The organism is Pseudomonas sp. PICF6 (genome assembly GCF_009831705.1).
Classification (GTDB): Bacteria; Pseudomonadota; Gammaproteobacteria; order Pseudomonadales; family Pseudomonadaceae; genus Aquipseudomonas; species Aquipseudomonas rhizophila.
This window is the reverse complement of record NZ_WUUD01000026.1, coordinates 101,462-116,414: the sequence shown is the minus strand read 5'-3', so window position 1 is coordinate 116,414 and position 14,953 is coordinate 101,462. Positions and strand designations below refer to the sequence as shown.

15 protein-coding genes are annotated in these 14,953 nt (G+C 61.4%); 10 read left to right on the top strand and 5 right to left on the bottom strand.

Translation table 11 applies throughout. The features are described 5' to 3' along the window. The 4 genes from GSM73_RS17070 to pdxJ form a co-directional block, all read left to right on the top strand. Window positions 1-530, top strand: a 530-nt coding sequence (locus tag GSM73_RS17070; RefSeq protein WP_256676941.1) for a ribonuclease III family protein, incomplete at its 5' end; no start/stop codon positions are given. Continuing rightward, entirely contained in the window at window positions 523-1,425 is a 903-nt protein-coding gene (gene era, locus GSM73_RS17065; protein WP_047228883.1) for a GTPase Era, read from the top strand. The genes GSM73_RS17070 and era, both read left to right, overlap by 8 nt. A 171-nt stretch (window positions 1,426-1,596) precedes the next feature. Beyond that, window positions 1,597-2,286, top strand: a complete 690-nt coding sequence (gene recO, locus GSM73_RS17060) for a DNA repair protein RecO (protein ID WP_047228884.1) — start codon at window positions 1,597-1,599, stop codon at window positions 2,284-2,286. A 51-nt stretch (window positions 2,287-2,337) separates the two neighbouring features. After that, window positions 2,338-3,081: a pyridoxine 5'-phosphate synthase gene (pdxJ, locus tag GSM73_RS17055; protein ID WP_047228885.1), complete on the top strand. Its 744-nt coding sequence runs from the start codon at window positions 2,338-2,340 to the stop codon at window positions 3,079-3,081. 131 nt (window positions 3,082-3,212) lie between these two features. Here pdxJ and mltF read toward each other — a convergent pair whose 3' ends face one another. Beyond that, entirely contained in the window at window positions 3,213-4,673 is a 1,461-nt protein-coding gene (gene mltF / locus GSM73_RS17050) for a membrane-bound lytic murein transglycosylase MltF (RefSeq protein WP_047228886.1), read from the bottom strand. Window positions 4,674-4,960: 287 nt separating this feature from the next. On the opposite strand from mltF, the gene purL reads away from it, so the two are divergent. Both purL and GSM73_RS17040 read left to right on the top strand, forming a co-directional pair. Further along, the gene (purL, locus tag GSM73_RS17045) at window positions 4,961-8,857 is read left to right on the top strand and encodes a phosphoribosylformylglycinamidine synthase (RefSeq protein WP_160893320.1); all 3,897 of its coding nucleotides are present in this window, start codon (window positions 4,961-4,963) and stop codon (window positions 8,855-8,857) included. A gap of 4 nt (window positions 8,858-8,861) precedes the next feature. After that, window positions 8,862-9,173, top strand: coding sequence for a YqfO family protein (locus GSM73_RS17040; RefSeq protein ID WP_047228888.1), 312 nt, complete (start codon window positions 8,862-8,864; stop codon window positions 9,171-9,173). A gap of 249 nt (window positions 9,174-9,422) precedes the next feature. Here GSM73_RS17040 and GSM73_RS17035 read toward each other — a convergent pair whose 3' ends face one another. Together GSM73_RS17035 and GSM73_RS17030 are read right to left on the bottom strand one after the other, a co-directional pair. Next, window positions 9,423-9,929, bottom strand: a complete 507-nt coding sequence (locus GSM73_RS17035; protein WP_047228889.1) for a murein L,D-transpeptidase family protein — start codon at window positions 9,927-9,929, stop codon at window positions 9,423-9,425. A gap of 41 nt (window positions 9,930-9,970) precedes the next feature. Next, window positions 9,971-10,522, bottom strand: coding sequence for an NUDIX hydrolase (locus tag GSM73_RS17030; protein ID WP_047228890.1), 552 nt, complete (start codon window positions 10,520-10,522; stop codon window positions 9,971-9,973). A 146-nt stretch (window positions 10,523-10,668) separates the two neighbouring features. Here GSM73_RS17030 and GSM73_RS17025 point away from each other — a divergent pair, with 146 nt between their 5' ends. Genes GSM73_RS17025 through GSM73_RS17015 form a run of 3 tightly spaced genes read left to right on the top strand, consistent with a single transcriptional unit; the run spans window position 10,669 to window position 12,015 of the window. Further along, window positions 10,669-11,268 carry a CoA pyrophosphatase gene (locus GSM73_RS17025; protein WP_047228891.1) on the top strand — a complete coding sequence of 200 codons (600 nt, stop codon included), beginning with the start codon at window positions 10,669-10,671 and terminating at the stop codon, window positions 11,266-11,268. Window positions 11,269-11,284: 16 nt separating this feature from the next. Continuing rightward, window positions 11,285-11,809 (top strand): gamma carbonic anhydrase family protein, encoded by a 525-nt coding sequence (locus tag GSM73_RS17020; RefSeq protein ID WP_092456398.1) that lies wholly within the window; start codon window positions 11,285-11,287, stop codon window positions 11,807-11,809. After that, window positions 11,806-12,015, top strand: coding sequence for a DUF1289 domain-containing protein (locus GSM73_RS17015; protein WP_047228893.1), 210 nt, complete (start codon window positions 11,806-11,808; stop codon window positions 12,013-12,015). The genes GSM73_RS17020 and GSM73_RS17015 overlap by 4 nt, the downstream gene beginning before the upstream one ends. Window positions 12,016-12,176: 161 nt before the next feature. On the opposite strand, the gene GSM73_RS17010 is transcribed toward GSM73_RS17015, so the two are convergent. Together GSM73_RS17010 and GSM73_RS17005 are read right to left on the bottom strand one after the other, a co-directional pair. Then, window positions 12,177-12,824 carry a Pr6Pr family membrane protein gene (locus tag GSM73_RS17010; protein WP_047228894.1) on the bottom strand — a complete coding sequence of 216 codons (648 nt, stop codon included), beginning with the start codon at window positions 12,822-12,824 and terminating at the stop codon, window positions 12,177-12,179. Between the two features lie 3 nt (window positions 12,825-12,827). Then, the gene (locus GSM73_RS17005) at window positions 12,828-13,058 is read right to left on the bottom strand and encodes a VF530 family DNA-binding protein (protein WP_047228895.1); all 231 of its coding nucleotides are present in this window, start codon (window positions 13,056-13,058) and stop codon (window positions 12,828-12,830) included. Window positions 13,059-13,327: 269 nt separating this feature from the next. Between GSM73_RS17005 and GSM73_RS17000 the strand changes: the two genes are divergently transcribed. Continuing rightward, window positions 13,328-14,710: a carbohydrate porin gene (locus GSM73_RS17000; protein ID WP_160893318.1), complete on the top strand. Its 1,383-nt coding sequence runs from the start codon at window positions 13,328-13,330 to the stop codon at window positions 14,708-14,710. Window positions 14,711-14,953: the final 243 nt, after the last annotated feature.

Here is a 14,953-nt window from a genome sequence, read left to right as displayed (position 1 = left end):
CATTGTTCGAACGCTTCCCGCTGGCTCGGGAAGGCCAGTTGTCGCGTTTGCGCGCGCGCCTGGTCAAAGGTGAGACCCTGGCCGTGCTGGCCCGCGGTTTCGACCTGGGTGAGTACCTGCGCCTGGGCTCCGGTGAATTGAAGAGCGGCGGTTTCCGTCGTGAGTCGATTCTGGCCGATGCCCTGGAAGCGCTGATTGGCGCGATCTACCTGGACGCCGGCATGGAAATGGCGCGCGAGCGCGTGCTGGCCTGGCTGACCTCCGAGATCGACAGCCTGACGCTGGTGGACACCAACAAGGACCCGAAAACCCGTTTGCAGGAATTCCTGCAATCGCGCAGTTGCGAGTTGCCGCGTTACGAAGTGGTGGATATCCAGGGCGAGCCGCATTGCCGAACCTTCTTCGTCGAATGCGAAGTGGTCTTATTGAATGAAAAAAGCCGGGGTCAGGGTGTGAGTCGTCGTATTGCCGAACAGGTAGCGGCCGCCGCAGCACTGATTGCCCTGGGCGTGGAGAATGGCAATGACTGATACAACCGTCACCCGCTGCGGCTATGTCGCCATTGTCGGCCGGCCGAACGTGGGCAAGTCCACGCTGCTCAATCACATCCTGGGCCAGAAGCTGGCGATCACTTCGCGCAAGCCCCAGACCACCCGCCACAACATGCTGGGTATCAAGACCGAAGGCGCCGTACAGGCGATCTACGTTGATACCCCCGGCATGCACAAAGGTGGCGAAAAAGCGCTGAACCGCTACATGAACAAGACTGCTTCGGCGGCGCTGAAAGACGTCGATGTGGTGATCTTCGTGGTTGATCGCACCAAGTGGACCGAAGAAGACCAGATGGTTCTCGAACGCGTCCAGTACGTGACAGGTCCCTTGATCGTGGCGCTGAACAAGACCGACCGCATCGAAGACAAGGCCGAATTGATGCCGCACCTGAGCTGGTTGCAGGAGCAATTGCCCAACGCCCAGATCATGCCCATCTCGGCCCAGCACGGCCACAATCTCGATGCGCTGGAGCGGGTGATCGCCGAGCACCTGCCGGAAAACGATCACTTCTTTCCCGAAGACCAGATCACCGACCGCAGCAGCCGCTTCCTGGCCGCCGAACTGGTGCGCGAGAAAATCATGCGCCAATTGGGCGCAGAGCTGCCGTACCAGATCACCGTGGAAATCGAAGAGTTCAAGCAGCAGGGCAAGACGCTGCACATCCATGCGCTGATCCTCGTCGAACGCGACGGCCAGAAAAAAATCATCATTGGCGACAAGGGCGAGCGTATCAAGCGCATCGGCACCGAAGCGCGCAAGGACATGGAGCTGTTGTTCGACTCCAAGATCATGCTCAACCTGTGGGTCAAGGTGAAGGGCGGTTGGTCCGACGATGAGCGGGCGCTGCGGTCGTTGGGTTACGGCGACCTGTAAAGCTCTTCCTGAGTGCATGAATTTCCATTGTGGGAGCGAGCCTGCTCGCGATAGCGGTCTGTCAGTCAACATTCCTGTTGAATATCAGTCCCTCATCGCGAGCAGGCTCGCTCCCACAGTGGTTTGTGGTTGTCAGTAATACTGCGTTTACTCATTGAGAGCTGCGATCCCATGCCGCCAACCCAACCCACCGCCCAACCCGCCTACGTCCTGCATTCGCGCGCCTACCGCGAAAGCAGCGCCTTGGTGGACTTTCTTACGCCCCAGGGGCGACTGCGGGCGGTGTTGCGGAGCGCGCGTGGCAAGGCCGGAACGCTGGCGCGGCCGTTCGTGCCGCTGGAAGTGGAATTCCGGGGGCGGGGCGAGTTGAAGAACGTCGGGCGCATGGAAAGCAACGGTGTTGCGGCCTGGCTTAACGGCGAGGCGTTGTTCAGCGGCCTTTATCTCAACGAGCTGCTGATCCGCCTGCTGCCCGCCGAAGACCCCCATCCCGCAGTGTTCGATCACTATGCCGCCACACTGTTGGCCCTGGCCGAAGGTCGCCCTCTGGAACCGCTGTTGCGTTCCTTCGAATGGCGGCTACTGGACGATCTGGGCTACGGTTTTGCCCTGAACACCGACCTGCATGGCGAGCCCATCGCAGCGGACGGTCTGTATCGGCTGCAGGTGGATGCCGGCCTGGAACAGGTCTACCTGCTGCAACCCGGGTTGTTCAATGGCACCGAACTTCTGGCCATGGCCGAGGCCGACTGGAGTGCGCCGGGCGCGCTCTCGGCGGCCAAGCGTCTGATGCGCCAGGCCCTGGCGGTTCATTTGGGCGGTCGGCCGCTGGTCAGTCGCGAGCTGTTTCGCAAGCCTTGATCAACCCGTATGCTGTGGGCCGAATCTCTGTCCATCTCAGGAGCGCTTTTCGTGAGCACCAGCAATCGCATTCTTCTCGGCGTGAACATCGACCATGTCGCCACCCTGCGCCAAGCCCGTGGTACCCGCTACCCGGACCCGGTCAAGGCCGCGCTGGATGCTGAAGAGGCAGGCGCCGACGGCATCACCGTGCACCTGCGTGAAGACCGCCGTCACATCCAGGAGCGCGACGTACTGCTGCTCAAGGACGTGTTGCAAACGCGCATGAATTTCGAAATGGGCGTGACCGAAGAAATGATGGTGTTTGCCGAACGCATCCGCCCCGCGCACATTTGCCTGGTGCCCGAGACGCGTCAGGAGCTGACCACCGAAGGCGGCCTGGACGTAGCGGGGCAGGAAGCACGGATCAGGGCGGCGGTGGAGCGTTTGTCGAAGATCGGCGCAGAGGTGTCGCTGTTCATCGACGCCGACGAGCGGCAGATCGAAGCCTCCAGGCGCGTCGGTGCCCCGGCCATCGAACTGCACACTGGCCGTTATGCCGATGCGCAAACGCCCACCGAGGTGGCTGAAGAGCTGCAGCGGGTAGCCGACGGCGTCGCCTTCGGTCTGGCCCAGGGCCTGATTGTGAATGCTGGCCATGGCTTGCATTACCACAACGTCGAGGCCGTCGCGGCCATCAAGGGCATCAATGAACTGAACATTGGCCATGCGCTGGTGGCCCATGCATTGTTTGTCGGGTTCAAGTCGGCGGTGGCTGAAATGAAAGCGCTGATCCTGGCAGCCGCCAAAGTTTGATGCATACGCAGGGCCCATGTGGGAGCGAGCCTGCTCGCGATAGCGGTCTGACATTCACCATTGATGTCGACTGACACACCGCTATCGCGAGCAGGCTCGCTCCCACAAGGGGGCCTCAGTGTATTGGGGATTCAGAGCGGCGGGGTTTCTGGATTTGGCTTGCTCTTGTCGACGCCCGGCACGTGCAGGTTGCCCTCGGCCACCTGGTCGCCTTCGAGCTGCGGCTGTGTGACCCAGGTCAGGATGTCGTAGTAGCGGCGGATGTTTGCCACGAAATGCACCGGTTCACCGCCCCGGGCGTAGCCGTAGCGGGTTTTGCTGTACCACTTCTTCTGGGAAAGGCGCGGCAGGATCTTCTTCACATCCAGCCACTTGTTCGGATTCAACCCTTCCTTGGCCGCCAGTTTGCGAGCGTCATCCAGGTGACCGCCACCCACGTTGTAGGCGGCGAGGGCGAACCAGGTGCGGTCCGGCTCCTCGATGCTCTCGTCCAGTTGTTCTTTTATGTAGGCCAGGTACTTGGCGCCACCCATGATGCTCTGCTTGGGGTCCAGGCGATTGGACACACCCATGGCCTGGGCGGTGTTCTGGGTCAGCATCATCAGGCCGCGCACACCGGTCTTGGACGTGACTGTCGGCTGCCACAGTGATTCCTGGTAGCCGATGGCCGCCAGCAGGCGCCAGTCGACTTTTTCCGCCTTGGCGTAGTTCTTGAAATGCTTCTCGTACTTGGGCAGACGCTGCTGCAAATGCTGGGCGAAGGTGTAGGCGCCGACATAACCCAGGACATCAACGTGCCCGTAGTAGCGATCCTTCAGGCGTTGCAGGGTGCCATTCTTCTGCACTTTGTCCAGGTAGGCGTTGATTTCGTTGAGCAGGCTGTTGTCTTCGCCAGGGGCCACGGCCCAGCTCTGGTTGCTGGCATCGCCCAGGTCGAAAGCGACCCGCACGTTGGGGAAGTACACCTGGTTCATTGCCACTTCGTTGGAGTCCACCAGCGTCAGGTCGATCTGGCCTTCATCCACCATGCGCAGCAGGTCGACGACTTCTACCGCGTCGGACTCTTCGTATTCGATGCCGGGATATTTCTGTTTCAACTGCGCCAATTGTTCGGCGTGGGTGCTGCCCTTGAGCACCATGATCTTCTTGCCCGCCAGGGCGGCCGGGTCGGTGGGGCGTGACTGGCCGTTGCGGTAGATGATTTGTGGGGTGACTTCGAGGTAGGAGTGGGAAAATCGCACCTGACTCTTGCGTTTTTCGCTGCTGACCAGGCCGGCGGCAGCCAGTACCGGGCCGTTGGGCTTGCCCAGCTGGGTGAAAAGGTCATCGAGGTTGTCGGCGGTCTCGATTTTCAGCTCCACCCCCAAATCGTCGGCGAAACGCTTCACCAGCTCGTATTCGAAGCCGGTTTCACCATTGCGATCCTGGAAGTAGGTGGCGGGGCTGTTTCGGGTAACCACCCGCAGCACGCCATCCTCCTTCACGCGCTCCAGTGTGTTGGGTTTCTCAACACAACCACTGAGCACCAGGAAGAGTCCGGTTGCGATCAGCCACTTGGCGTACCGCGGACGCAAAGCCGTTGGGGAAAACATCTGCGCAGTATACGCAAACGGCCCCGACCGCCATATCTCGACAGCAGAAGGCCAGTCTGCTAGCGGTTGCAAAACGTGTCCGCAACACAGGCGGGCCGGGGGGCGCCGTGTTTTGCCCCGATGAAAAATATCTCGGTACGACCGTGCAAACGGGGGCCGGAAGAGCCATTCCTGCAAAGACCGACATTCGGCCAGCATCGTACGTGCCGTTTCGGGTGCCGTCGCCAGCGGTTTAGGCTAGAATGCACGGCCTCAAAGCACACCCCCTTCCCGAGGCTGTCCCGAAGATGTTGATCCTGCGCGGCGCTCCTGCCCTTTCTGCCTTTCGCCACAGCAAACTCCTTGAGCAACTGAGCCAGAAGGTTCCGGCTGTCAGTGGCTTGTATGCTGAATTCGCTCACTTCGCCGAAGTCACCGGCGGTTTGACCGGCGACGAACAGCAGGTGCTCGCGCGCCTTCTGAAGTACGGTCCCAGTGTTCCTGTCCAGGAGCCGACCGGTCGTCTGTTCCTGGTGCTGCCACGTTTCGGCACCATTTCGCCATGGTCGAGCAAGGCCAGCGACATCGCCCGTAACTGCGGCCTGGCGAAAATCCAGCGCCTGGAGCGCGGCATTGCCTTTTATGTCGCCGGTGAGTTCAGCGAGGCCGAGGCCCAACTGATCGCCGAGGGCCTGCATGACCGCATGACCCAGATCGTCCTGGGCAACCTGGAGCAGGCCGCGGGCCTGTTCAGCCATGCCGAGCCAAAACCGCTGACCGCCATCGATGTGCTGGGCGGCGGCCGTGCCGCACTGGAAAAAGCCAACGCCGAACTGGGCCTGGCCCTGGCCGAAGACGAGATCGATTACCTGGTCAACGCCTTCCAGGGCTTGAAGCGCAACCCCCACGACATCGAACTGATGATGTTCGCCCAGGCCAACTCCGAGCACTGCCGGCACAAGATCTTCAACGCCAGTTGGGACATTGATGGCCAGAGCCAGGAAAAAAGCCTGTTCGGCATGATCAAGAACACCTATCAGATGCACAACGAAGGTGTGCTCTCGGCCTACAAGGACAACGCAGCGGTGATCGTCGGCAACGTCGCCGGGCGTTTCTACCCGAACCCTGAGACCCGCCAGTACGGTGCGGTCCAGGAGCCGGTGCACATCCTGATGAAGGTCGAGACCCACAACCACCCGACCGCCATCGCCCCGTTCCCGGGTGCGTCCACCGGTTCCGGTGGCGAGATCCGCGACGAAGGCGCCACCGGTCGCGGTGCCAAGCCCAAGGCTGGCCTGACCGGCTTCACCGTATCGAACCTGCAGATCCCGGGCTTTGAACAGCCGTGGGAAAAGCCGTACGGCAAGCCCGAGCGCATCGTCAACGCCCTGGACATCATGATCGAAGGTCCTCTTGGGGGCGCGGCGTTCAACAACGAATTCGGCCGTCCGGCCCTGACCGGTTACTTCCGTACCTTCGAGCAATCCATCACCACCCCTCGCGGTGAAGAAGTGCGCGGCTACCACAAGCCGATCATGCTCGCCGGCGGCATGGGCAACATCCGCGCCGAACACGTGCAGAAAGGCGAGATCCTGGTCGGTTCCAAGCTGATCGTCCTCGGTGGGCCGGCCATGCTGATCGGCCTGGGCGGTGGCGCCGCTTCCTCCATGGCCACCGGCACCAGCTCGGCGGACCTGGACTTCGCCTCGGTCCAGCGGGAAAACCCGGAAATGGAACGCCGTTGCCAGGAAGTCATCGACCGTTGCTGGCAGTTGGGTGAACACAACCCCATCAGCTTCATCCACGACGTCGGCGCGGGCGGCCTGTCCAACGCCTTCCCGGAATTGGTCAACGACGGTGGCCGTGGTGGCCGCTTCGAACTGCGCAACATTCCGAACGACGAGCCGGGCATGGCCCCGCACGAAATCTGGAGCAACGAATCCCAGGAACGTTATGTCCTGGCGGTCGGCCCGGCCGACTTCGAGCGTTTCCAGGCCATTTGCGAACGCGAGCGCTGCCCGTTCGCCGTGGTCGGCGAAGCCACTGCTGAGCCGCAACTGACCGTGACCGACAGCCACTTCGGCAACAGCCCGGTGGACATGCCGCTGGAAGTGCTGCTGGGCAAGGCTCCGCGCATGCACCGTTCGGCCGTTCGCGAAGCCGAGCTGGGCGATGATTTCGACCCGTCGACGCTCGACGTTGCCGATTCCATCGAACGCGTCCTGCACCACCCGGCCGTGGCGAGCAAAAGTTTCCTGATCACCATCGGCGACCGCACCATCACCGGCCTTGTGGCCCGTGATCAAATGGTCGGCCCGTGGCAGGTGCCGGTGGCCGACGTTGCCGTGACCGCCACCAGCTTCGACGTCTACACCGGCGAAGCCATGGCCATGGGTGAGCGCACGCCGTTGGCGTTGCTAGACGCTCCGGCGTCGGGCCGCATGGCGATTGGCGAGACCCTGACCAACATCGCGGCCTCGCGCATCGGTAAGATCTCCGACATCAAACTGTCGGCCAACTGGATGTCCGCCGCCGGTCACCCGGGTGAAGACGCCCGCCTGTACGACACCGTCAAGGCTGTCGGCATGGAGCTGTGCCCGGAGCTGGGCATCACCATTCCGGTGGGCAAGGACTCCATGTCCATGGCCACGCGCTGGAACGACGAAGGCGTGGACAAGAGCGTCACCTCGCCGCTGTCGCTGATCGTCACCGGTTTCGCCCCGGTCACCGACATCCGCCAGACCCTGACCCCGCAACTGCGCATGGACAAGGGCACCACCGACCTGATCCTGATCGACCTGGGCCGTGGCCAGAACCGCATGGGCGCCTCGATCCTCGCCCAGGTGCACGGCAAGCTCGGCTCGCAAGCGCCGGACGTCGACGATGCCGAAGACCTGAAGGCGTTCTTCGCGGTCATCCAGGGCCTCAACGCCGACGGTCATCTGCTGGCCTACCACGACCGTTCCGACGGTGGTTTGCTGACCACCGTGGTGGAAATGGCTTTCGCCGGCCATTGCGGCCTGAGCCTGACCCTCGACAGCGTTGCCGAGTCTACGGCTGAAATCCCGGCCATCCTGTTCAACGAGGAACTGGGCGCGGTGATCCAGGTTCGCCAGGACGCCACCCCGGACATCCTTGCCCAGTTCAGCGCAGCGGGCCTGGCCGACTGCGTCTCGGTGATCGGCCAGCCGATCAACAACGCCCACATCAACATCACCTTCAACGGCGACACCGTCTTCGAAGGCCAGCGCCGTCTGTTGCAGCGCCAGTGGGCGGAAACCAGCTACCAGATCCAGCGCTTGCGGGACAATGCCGACTGCGCCGAGCAGGAATTCGACGCGCTGCTGGAAGAAGACAACCCGGGTTTGAGCGCCAAGCTCAGCTACGACGTCAATCATGACGTGGCCGCGCCTTACATCAAGAAAGGCATTCGCCCACAAGTGGCGGTGCTGCGTGAGCAGGGTGTCAACGGTCAGGTGGAAATGGCGGCGGCGTTCGACCGCGCCGGTTTCAACGCGATCGACGTGCACATGAGCGATATCCTGGCCGGCCGTGTCGACCTGAACGACTTCAAGGGCATGGTCGCCTGTGGCGGTTTCTCCTACGGCGACGTGCTGGGTGCCGGTGAAGGCTGGGCCAAGTCGGCACTGTTCAACAGCCGCGCCCGCGACGCGTTCCAGGGCTTCTTCGAACGCACCGACAGCTTCACCCTCGGCGTGTGCAACGGTTGCCAGATGATGTCCAACCTGCACGAGTTGATCCCGGGCAGCGAGTTCTGGCCGCACTTCGTGCGTAACCGTTCCGAGCAGTTCGAAGCGCGCGTGGCGATGGTCCAGGTCCAGGAATCCAACTCGATCTTCCTGCAGGGCATGGCCGGTTCGCGCATGCCGATCGCCATCGCCCACGGCGAAGGCCATGCGGAATTCGAAAGCGAAGAAGCCCTGCTCGAAGCCGATTTGTCCGGTTGCGTGTCGCTGCGATTCGTCGACAACCACGGCAAGGTCACCGAAACCTACCCGGCCAACCCGAACGGCTCGCCGCGCGGAATCACCGGCCTGACCAGCCGCGACGGCCGCGTCACGATCATGATGCCACACCCGGAGCGTGTGTTCCGCGCGGTGCAGAACTCGTGGCGTTCGGACGACTGGAACGAAGACGCACCATGGATGCGCATGTTCCGCAACGCCCGCGTCTGGGTGAACTAAGGGCGTGTACAAGCTCTGCTTCTTCGTCCCGGCCAGCCACCTGGACGTGGTCAAAAGCGCCGTATTCGCCGCCGGTGGCGGACGGATCGGCGCCTATGACCACTGCGCCTGGCAAGTGCTGGGCCTGGGCCAGTTCCGCCCCTTGGACGGCAGCCAGCCGTTCATTGGCGAAGCGGGGCAGGTCGAGCAGGTCGAGGAATGGAAAGTGGAGCTTGTCGTGGCCGATGAGTTGATTCGTGCGGCGGTGGCGGCGTTGAAGCAGAGCCATCCCTATGAGACACCGGCTTATGAAGTGTGGCGGTTGGAGGATTTTTAATCGTCCGGCCGTTGAATGAGAAACCCGCTGATTGATTCAGCGGGTTTTTTATTGGTCGCGATATAGGTTGAAACACAACTGTGGGCACGGACCTGTGGCGAGGGGATTTATCCCCGCTGGGCTGCGCAGCAGCCCTCAAGCCAGGCAATTCGGTGTTTCAGGCAGATTGAGTTGTTGGCTTAGGGGACTGCTGCGCAGTCCAACGGGGATAAATCCCCTCGCCACAGGGAACTCATGTGTGGTCGGGCGCTACGGCCGGATCTCGATCATGGTGCCATCCGGCACCAGGTTCCACACCTCGCGCATGTCCACATTGCGCATGGCAATGCAGCCGTCGGTCCAGTCCAGGGTGTGGAACAGCTGTTCAGGGTTTTCTTCGGAATCCGGGGTGCCATGGATCATGATCATGCCTCCCGGTTCCACGCCTTCGCGGCGGGCGCGGGCGGCGTCGCTGATGTTGGGGTAGGAAATGTGCATCGACAGGTAGAAGCGGTCGCTGGTCTTGCGCCAGTCGATCCAGTAGAAACCCTCGGGGGTGCGCTTGTCGCCTTCGATCAGCTTGGGGCCTTTTTTGGCGCCTTTGCCCAATGAAATGCGATAGGTCTTCAGTGGTTTGCCGTCGTTGATCAATTGCAATTGATGGGCGGACTTGAGCACCAGCACTTTTTCGATGGTCTTGCCGTTGTAGGTTCCCACCGCAGAAGCCTGGGACACCGCAGCGAACGACAAGCAGAACAGGACAAGCAACCAGCGCATTGAAACGATATCCCTAGAGGTGTCGCGGCTATTATGGATTTTTAGGTATTGGCAGGCTGGGCCAGCGGCGGGATCGATTCGGATCGCACCGGGTAGTCCTCGGTTCGCCGGTCAGCATAGAAGTATTCTAGGGTACGGCCCACCGTGCGGAAAGCCAGCTCGTCCCAGGGAATGTCCGCTTCGTCGAACAGTTTCACTTCCAGGCTCTCGGGCCCGGCGGCGAAATCTTCGTCCACCAGCTCGGCGCGGAAGAATACATGCACCTGGCTGATATGCGGAACATCGATCAGCGTATAAATGCTCAGGTTGCGCACGCGGGCGCAGGCTTCTTCGGCGGTCTCGCGCACGGCGGCCTGCTCGACGGTTTCGCCGTTCTCCATGAAACCTGCCGGCAATGTCCAGTAACCGCGCCGTGGCTCGATGGCACGTCGGCACAGCAGCACTTTGCTGCCCCAGGTCGGCACGCAACCGGCCACGATATTGGGGTTCTGGTAGTGGATGGTGTGGCAGGTATCGCAGACAAAGCGCAAGCGCGAGTCGCCTTCGGGGATACGCTGGGTTACCGGGTTACCGCACTGGCTGCAGAATTTCATGCTTGGGTTCCTGAATGCTGCGCCTATCTTGGCGTCTGCGGGCGGCTGTCGGCAAGTTGTCGTTTCGCGACACGTCGCAGTGCGGGGGTTGGGCGGCTTGCCTGATTGGTGCATGATGCAAGGTAGCGAATAAATCGAGAAGTCTCATGCTGGACGAGCTACTGCATCGAGTAAGCAACCATACCCCACGTGATCTGGAGACTGACCGACGTTTCCCTGAAGCGGCGGTGCTGGTGCCCATTACCCGCAGTGACGAGCCGGAACTGGTCCTGACCCTGCGCGCCAGCGGGCTTTCGACTCATGGCGGCGAAGTTGCATTTCCCGGTGGGCGCCGCGACCCGGAAGATCCGGACCTGATTTTCACCGCCTTGCGCGAAGCCGAAGAAGAAATTGGCCTGCCCCCCGGCCTGGTGGAAGTGATCGGCCCCCTCAGTCCCTTGATCTCGCTGCACGGCATCAAGGTCACGCCCTACGTGGGGGTGATTCCCGATTACGTCGAATACCAGGCCAACGATGCCGAGATCGCCGCGGTGTTCAGCGTACCGCTGGAGTTCTTTCGCAAGGACCCGCGCGAACACACGCATCGCATCGACTACCAGGGCTGCAGTTGGTATGTGCCCAGCTATCGTTTTGGCGAGTACAAGATCTGGGGCCTGACGGCGATCATGGTGGTCGAACTGGTCAACCTGATGTTCGACGCCGGCATTGACCTGCACACCCCGCCCAAGACTTTCATCAATACCTGAAGCCCCGAGGAACCTCATGAAATACCGCCTGGGTGATGCCCGTGTCGAAACCCACCCACAGAGCTGGGTCGCCCCCAACGCCACACTGGTGGGCAAGGTCCGCCTCGAAGAAGGCGCCAACGTCTGGTTCAACGCGGTGCTGCGTGGCGATAACGAACTGATCCTGATCGGCAAAAACAGCAACGTGCAGGACGGCACGGTGATGCACACCGACATGGGCTTCCCGCTGACCATCGGCACCGGCGTGACCATCGGCCATAACGCCATGCTTCACGGTTGCACGGTGGGGGACTACAGCCTTATCGGCATCAATGCGGTGATCCTCAACGGCGCGAAGATCGGCAAGAACTGCATCATCGGCGCCAACTCGCTGATCGGCGAAGGCAAGGAGATTCCTGACGGTTCGCTGGTGATGGGCTCACCCGGCAAGGTTGTGCGGGAATTGACCGAAGCGCAGAAGAAGATGCTCGAGGCCAGCGCGGCGCACTATGTTCACAACGCGCAGCGCTACGCCCGCGACTTGGCCGAGCAAGAGCAATGAACCCGCCAGAACGCCCGGTTCCGTCGCCCTGCGTGAACATCTGCGCCCTGGACGATGACGACATCTGCACCGGCTGCCAGCGCACCGTGGCGGAAATCACCCGTTGGAGCCGGATGGACAACGATGAGCGACGCAGTGTTCTGGCGTTGTGTCATGAAAGGGCCAAGGCCAGTGGGTTGGTGTGGATGTTGCCGGTGAGGCGCTGACGCCCACACAAGACTCTGTAGGAGCACATACCTGTGGGAGCAAAGCTTGCTCGCGATGCAGGCACCCAGGTCGTCAGGTGGACCGCGTGATCGTTCATCGCGGGCAAGCCTTGCTCCCACAGGTTTGGCTTCCACAGATATTTTTCCTCAAAATCTTTATTTCAGCGACGCCACCGATCCAAACCCACCACTCCCAGCGCAATCGCGACAAACCCCGCCAATATCCCTGCGGCATTGATGAGCACCTGTGGATAACCCAGGTTCGCCACGTCAATGAAAGGGTAGGGGTACGCCGCCAGTAATTCCCCCCGCAGCAGGAGCCACGCGAAGTACACCACCGGGTAAATCATCCACAGCCCGATGTGCTTCATGCGCAAGGTGCCCTTGGGCACGCAGAACCACCAGTAGGTCATGAACAGCAACGGCATTACGTCGTGCAGCAATTCGTCGGCCACGAACTGCCAGCCTTCGGGTTGCCACAGATGTCGCAGCAGCAGGTTGTAGGCCAGGCCGACCAAGGTAATGCTCACGGTAATGCCGCTGCTGACCCCCGGCTGCAAGAACCAGCGCCGGGCCGGCGATTCTCGCTGGATCAGTTCCCAGGTCAGCACCACGGCCACCAGAGTGTTGGTCAGCACGGTGAAGAAACTGAGAAAGTTCACCAGGCCGCCGAGCAAGCTCGCGCCCAGTTCCCAGCGACCGAGCAGGATCAGGTACAACTGGATGCTCAACCCCGCCCAGCCCAACAGGGCCGCCACTGACACGAAACACTGTCGCAGCGCGGGGCGCCGACGGATCTGAATGTCCACGGCTCAGACCGGTCGTTTGGTGCGCATCAGCTTGATGTACAGCCGCTCGACTTTCTCCCGCGCCCACGGCGTCTTGCGCAAAAAGGTCAGGCTGGACTTGATGCTCGGGTCGCTCTTGAAGCAACGAATGTCGATGCGCTCGGCCAGACCCGACCATTCGTAGTGCTGCACCAGGGCGTTGAGGATCTGCTCCAGCGTCACGCCGTGCAGCGGGTTGTTGTTGGATTCGGTCATGGGAGGCCTTCGCGCAAAGAGGTGTAAAGCCGCGCACCTTAGCCGAGGTGCCCGCGTGGTGGAAGTATCACTGAAACGCTGCCTGTTTGTTTCGCGGCTTTGCGCAACGCCTACTGTTACCGAATCCGAAATGATTCATGTCAGTAAAAGGCCTTTCTCTATTTGTAACAGGACATTATCCTTGCGCCGCCTGCTGAAACGCTTCTTCTGCCGTGCCAAAGCCCCCGGCGTTCAGCGAATCCCCTAAAAAGATCAAGAATTCCTTCTTTATGTTCGATGTTCAGACTCTGCAAGACAGCGCTGTCCGGCACTGTATTGCCGCCAGAAACACCCTTCACCTGATGGCCGGTCTCGGCGTCTTGGGCATTGCCATCGGCGCTCAGGCCGCTCCCGCGTTCGACAGCGACTCACCCTGGATGCTGGGTGACTGGAACGGCACGCGAAGCGAACTCGCGAAAAAAGGCTACGACTTCAAGTTCGATTACACCGGTGAAATGGGCAGCAACCTGCACGGCGGCTACGACCATGACCGCACCGCTCGCTACAGCGACCAGTTCGCCTTCGGCACGCACCTGGACCTGCAGAAAATCCTCGGTTGGCACGCCGCCGAGTTTCAACTGACGGTCACCGAGCGCAGCGGCAATAACATCAGCAATGACCGGATCAACGACCCGCGCGTTGGCGGTTTCACTTCCGCCCAGGAAGTCTGGGGCCGTGGCCAGACCTGGCGGTTGACGCAGATGTGGTATCAGCAGGCATTTTTCGATGACCGGCTCGATATCAAGGCCGGTCGTTTCGGTGAGGGCGAGGATTTCAACAGCTTCCCCTGCGACTTCCAGAACCTGGCGTTCTGCGGCTCGCAAGTGGGCAACTGGGTGGGCGGCATCTGGTACAACTGGCCGGTCAGCCAGTGGGCGCTGCGGGTCAAGTATCACCTCACGCCTGAGCTGTATGCGCAGATCGGGGCTTATGAACAAAACCCCTCGAACCTGGAAACCGGTAACGGCTTCAAGCTCAGCGGCAGCGGCACCCAGGGCGCCGTAGTGCCGGTGGAGCTGGTGTGGTCGCCCAAGCTCAATGGTCTGCCGGGCGAATACCGCGCCGGTTATTACTACAGCAGTGCCAACGCCACCGACGCCTACAAGGATCGCAACGGCCAGCCGGCCGCCCTGAGCGGCGAGGCGTATCGCAGCGCGTCGAGCAAGCATGGCGTGTGGTTGGGGGCGCAACAGCAACTGACCAGCCTCGCCAGTGACCATTCCCGTGGCCTGAGTGTGTTCGCCAACGCCACGATGCACGACAAGAAAACCAACGCTATCGACAACTATGTCCAGGCCGGTCTCGTCTACAAGGGCCTGTTCGACGCCCGCGCCAGGGATGACATCGGTTTTGCCCTGGCTCGGGTTCACGTCAACCCGGCTTACCGCAAGAACGCCGAGGCCACCAACCAGGCCCGCGCCGTCCAGGGTTACGACAACCCGGCCTTTTTGCCGCCTCAGGACACCGAGTACAGCGCCGAGTTGTATTACGGCGTACACGTGACGAACTGGCTGACCGTGCGCCCGAACCTGCAGTACATCCGCCATCCAGGTGGCGTGGACAAGGTCGATGACGCGCTGATTGGCGGGATCAAGATTCAGTCGTCGTTCTAGTCAGTGCACAAGACCCTTGTGGGAGCGAGCCTGCTCGCGGTAGCGATTTCACATCCAACATTGAAGTCGACTGTCACGCCGCCATCGCGAGCAAACCCGCTCCCACAGCAACCGCTTCAACCCAATTACCTCTTTCAACTGAACCATGCCCCCTCAAGATCGTCATCTACAGTGACTACTTGCGCGGGACTCCTTAAAACCTCACGGAGAATCACACTATGAGCACTGAGGGTGCTATGAGTC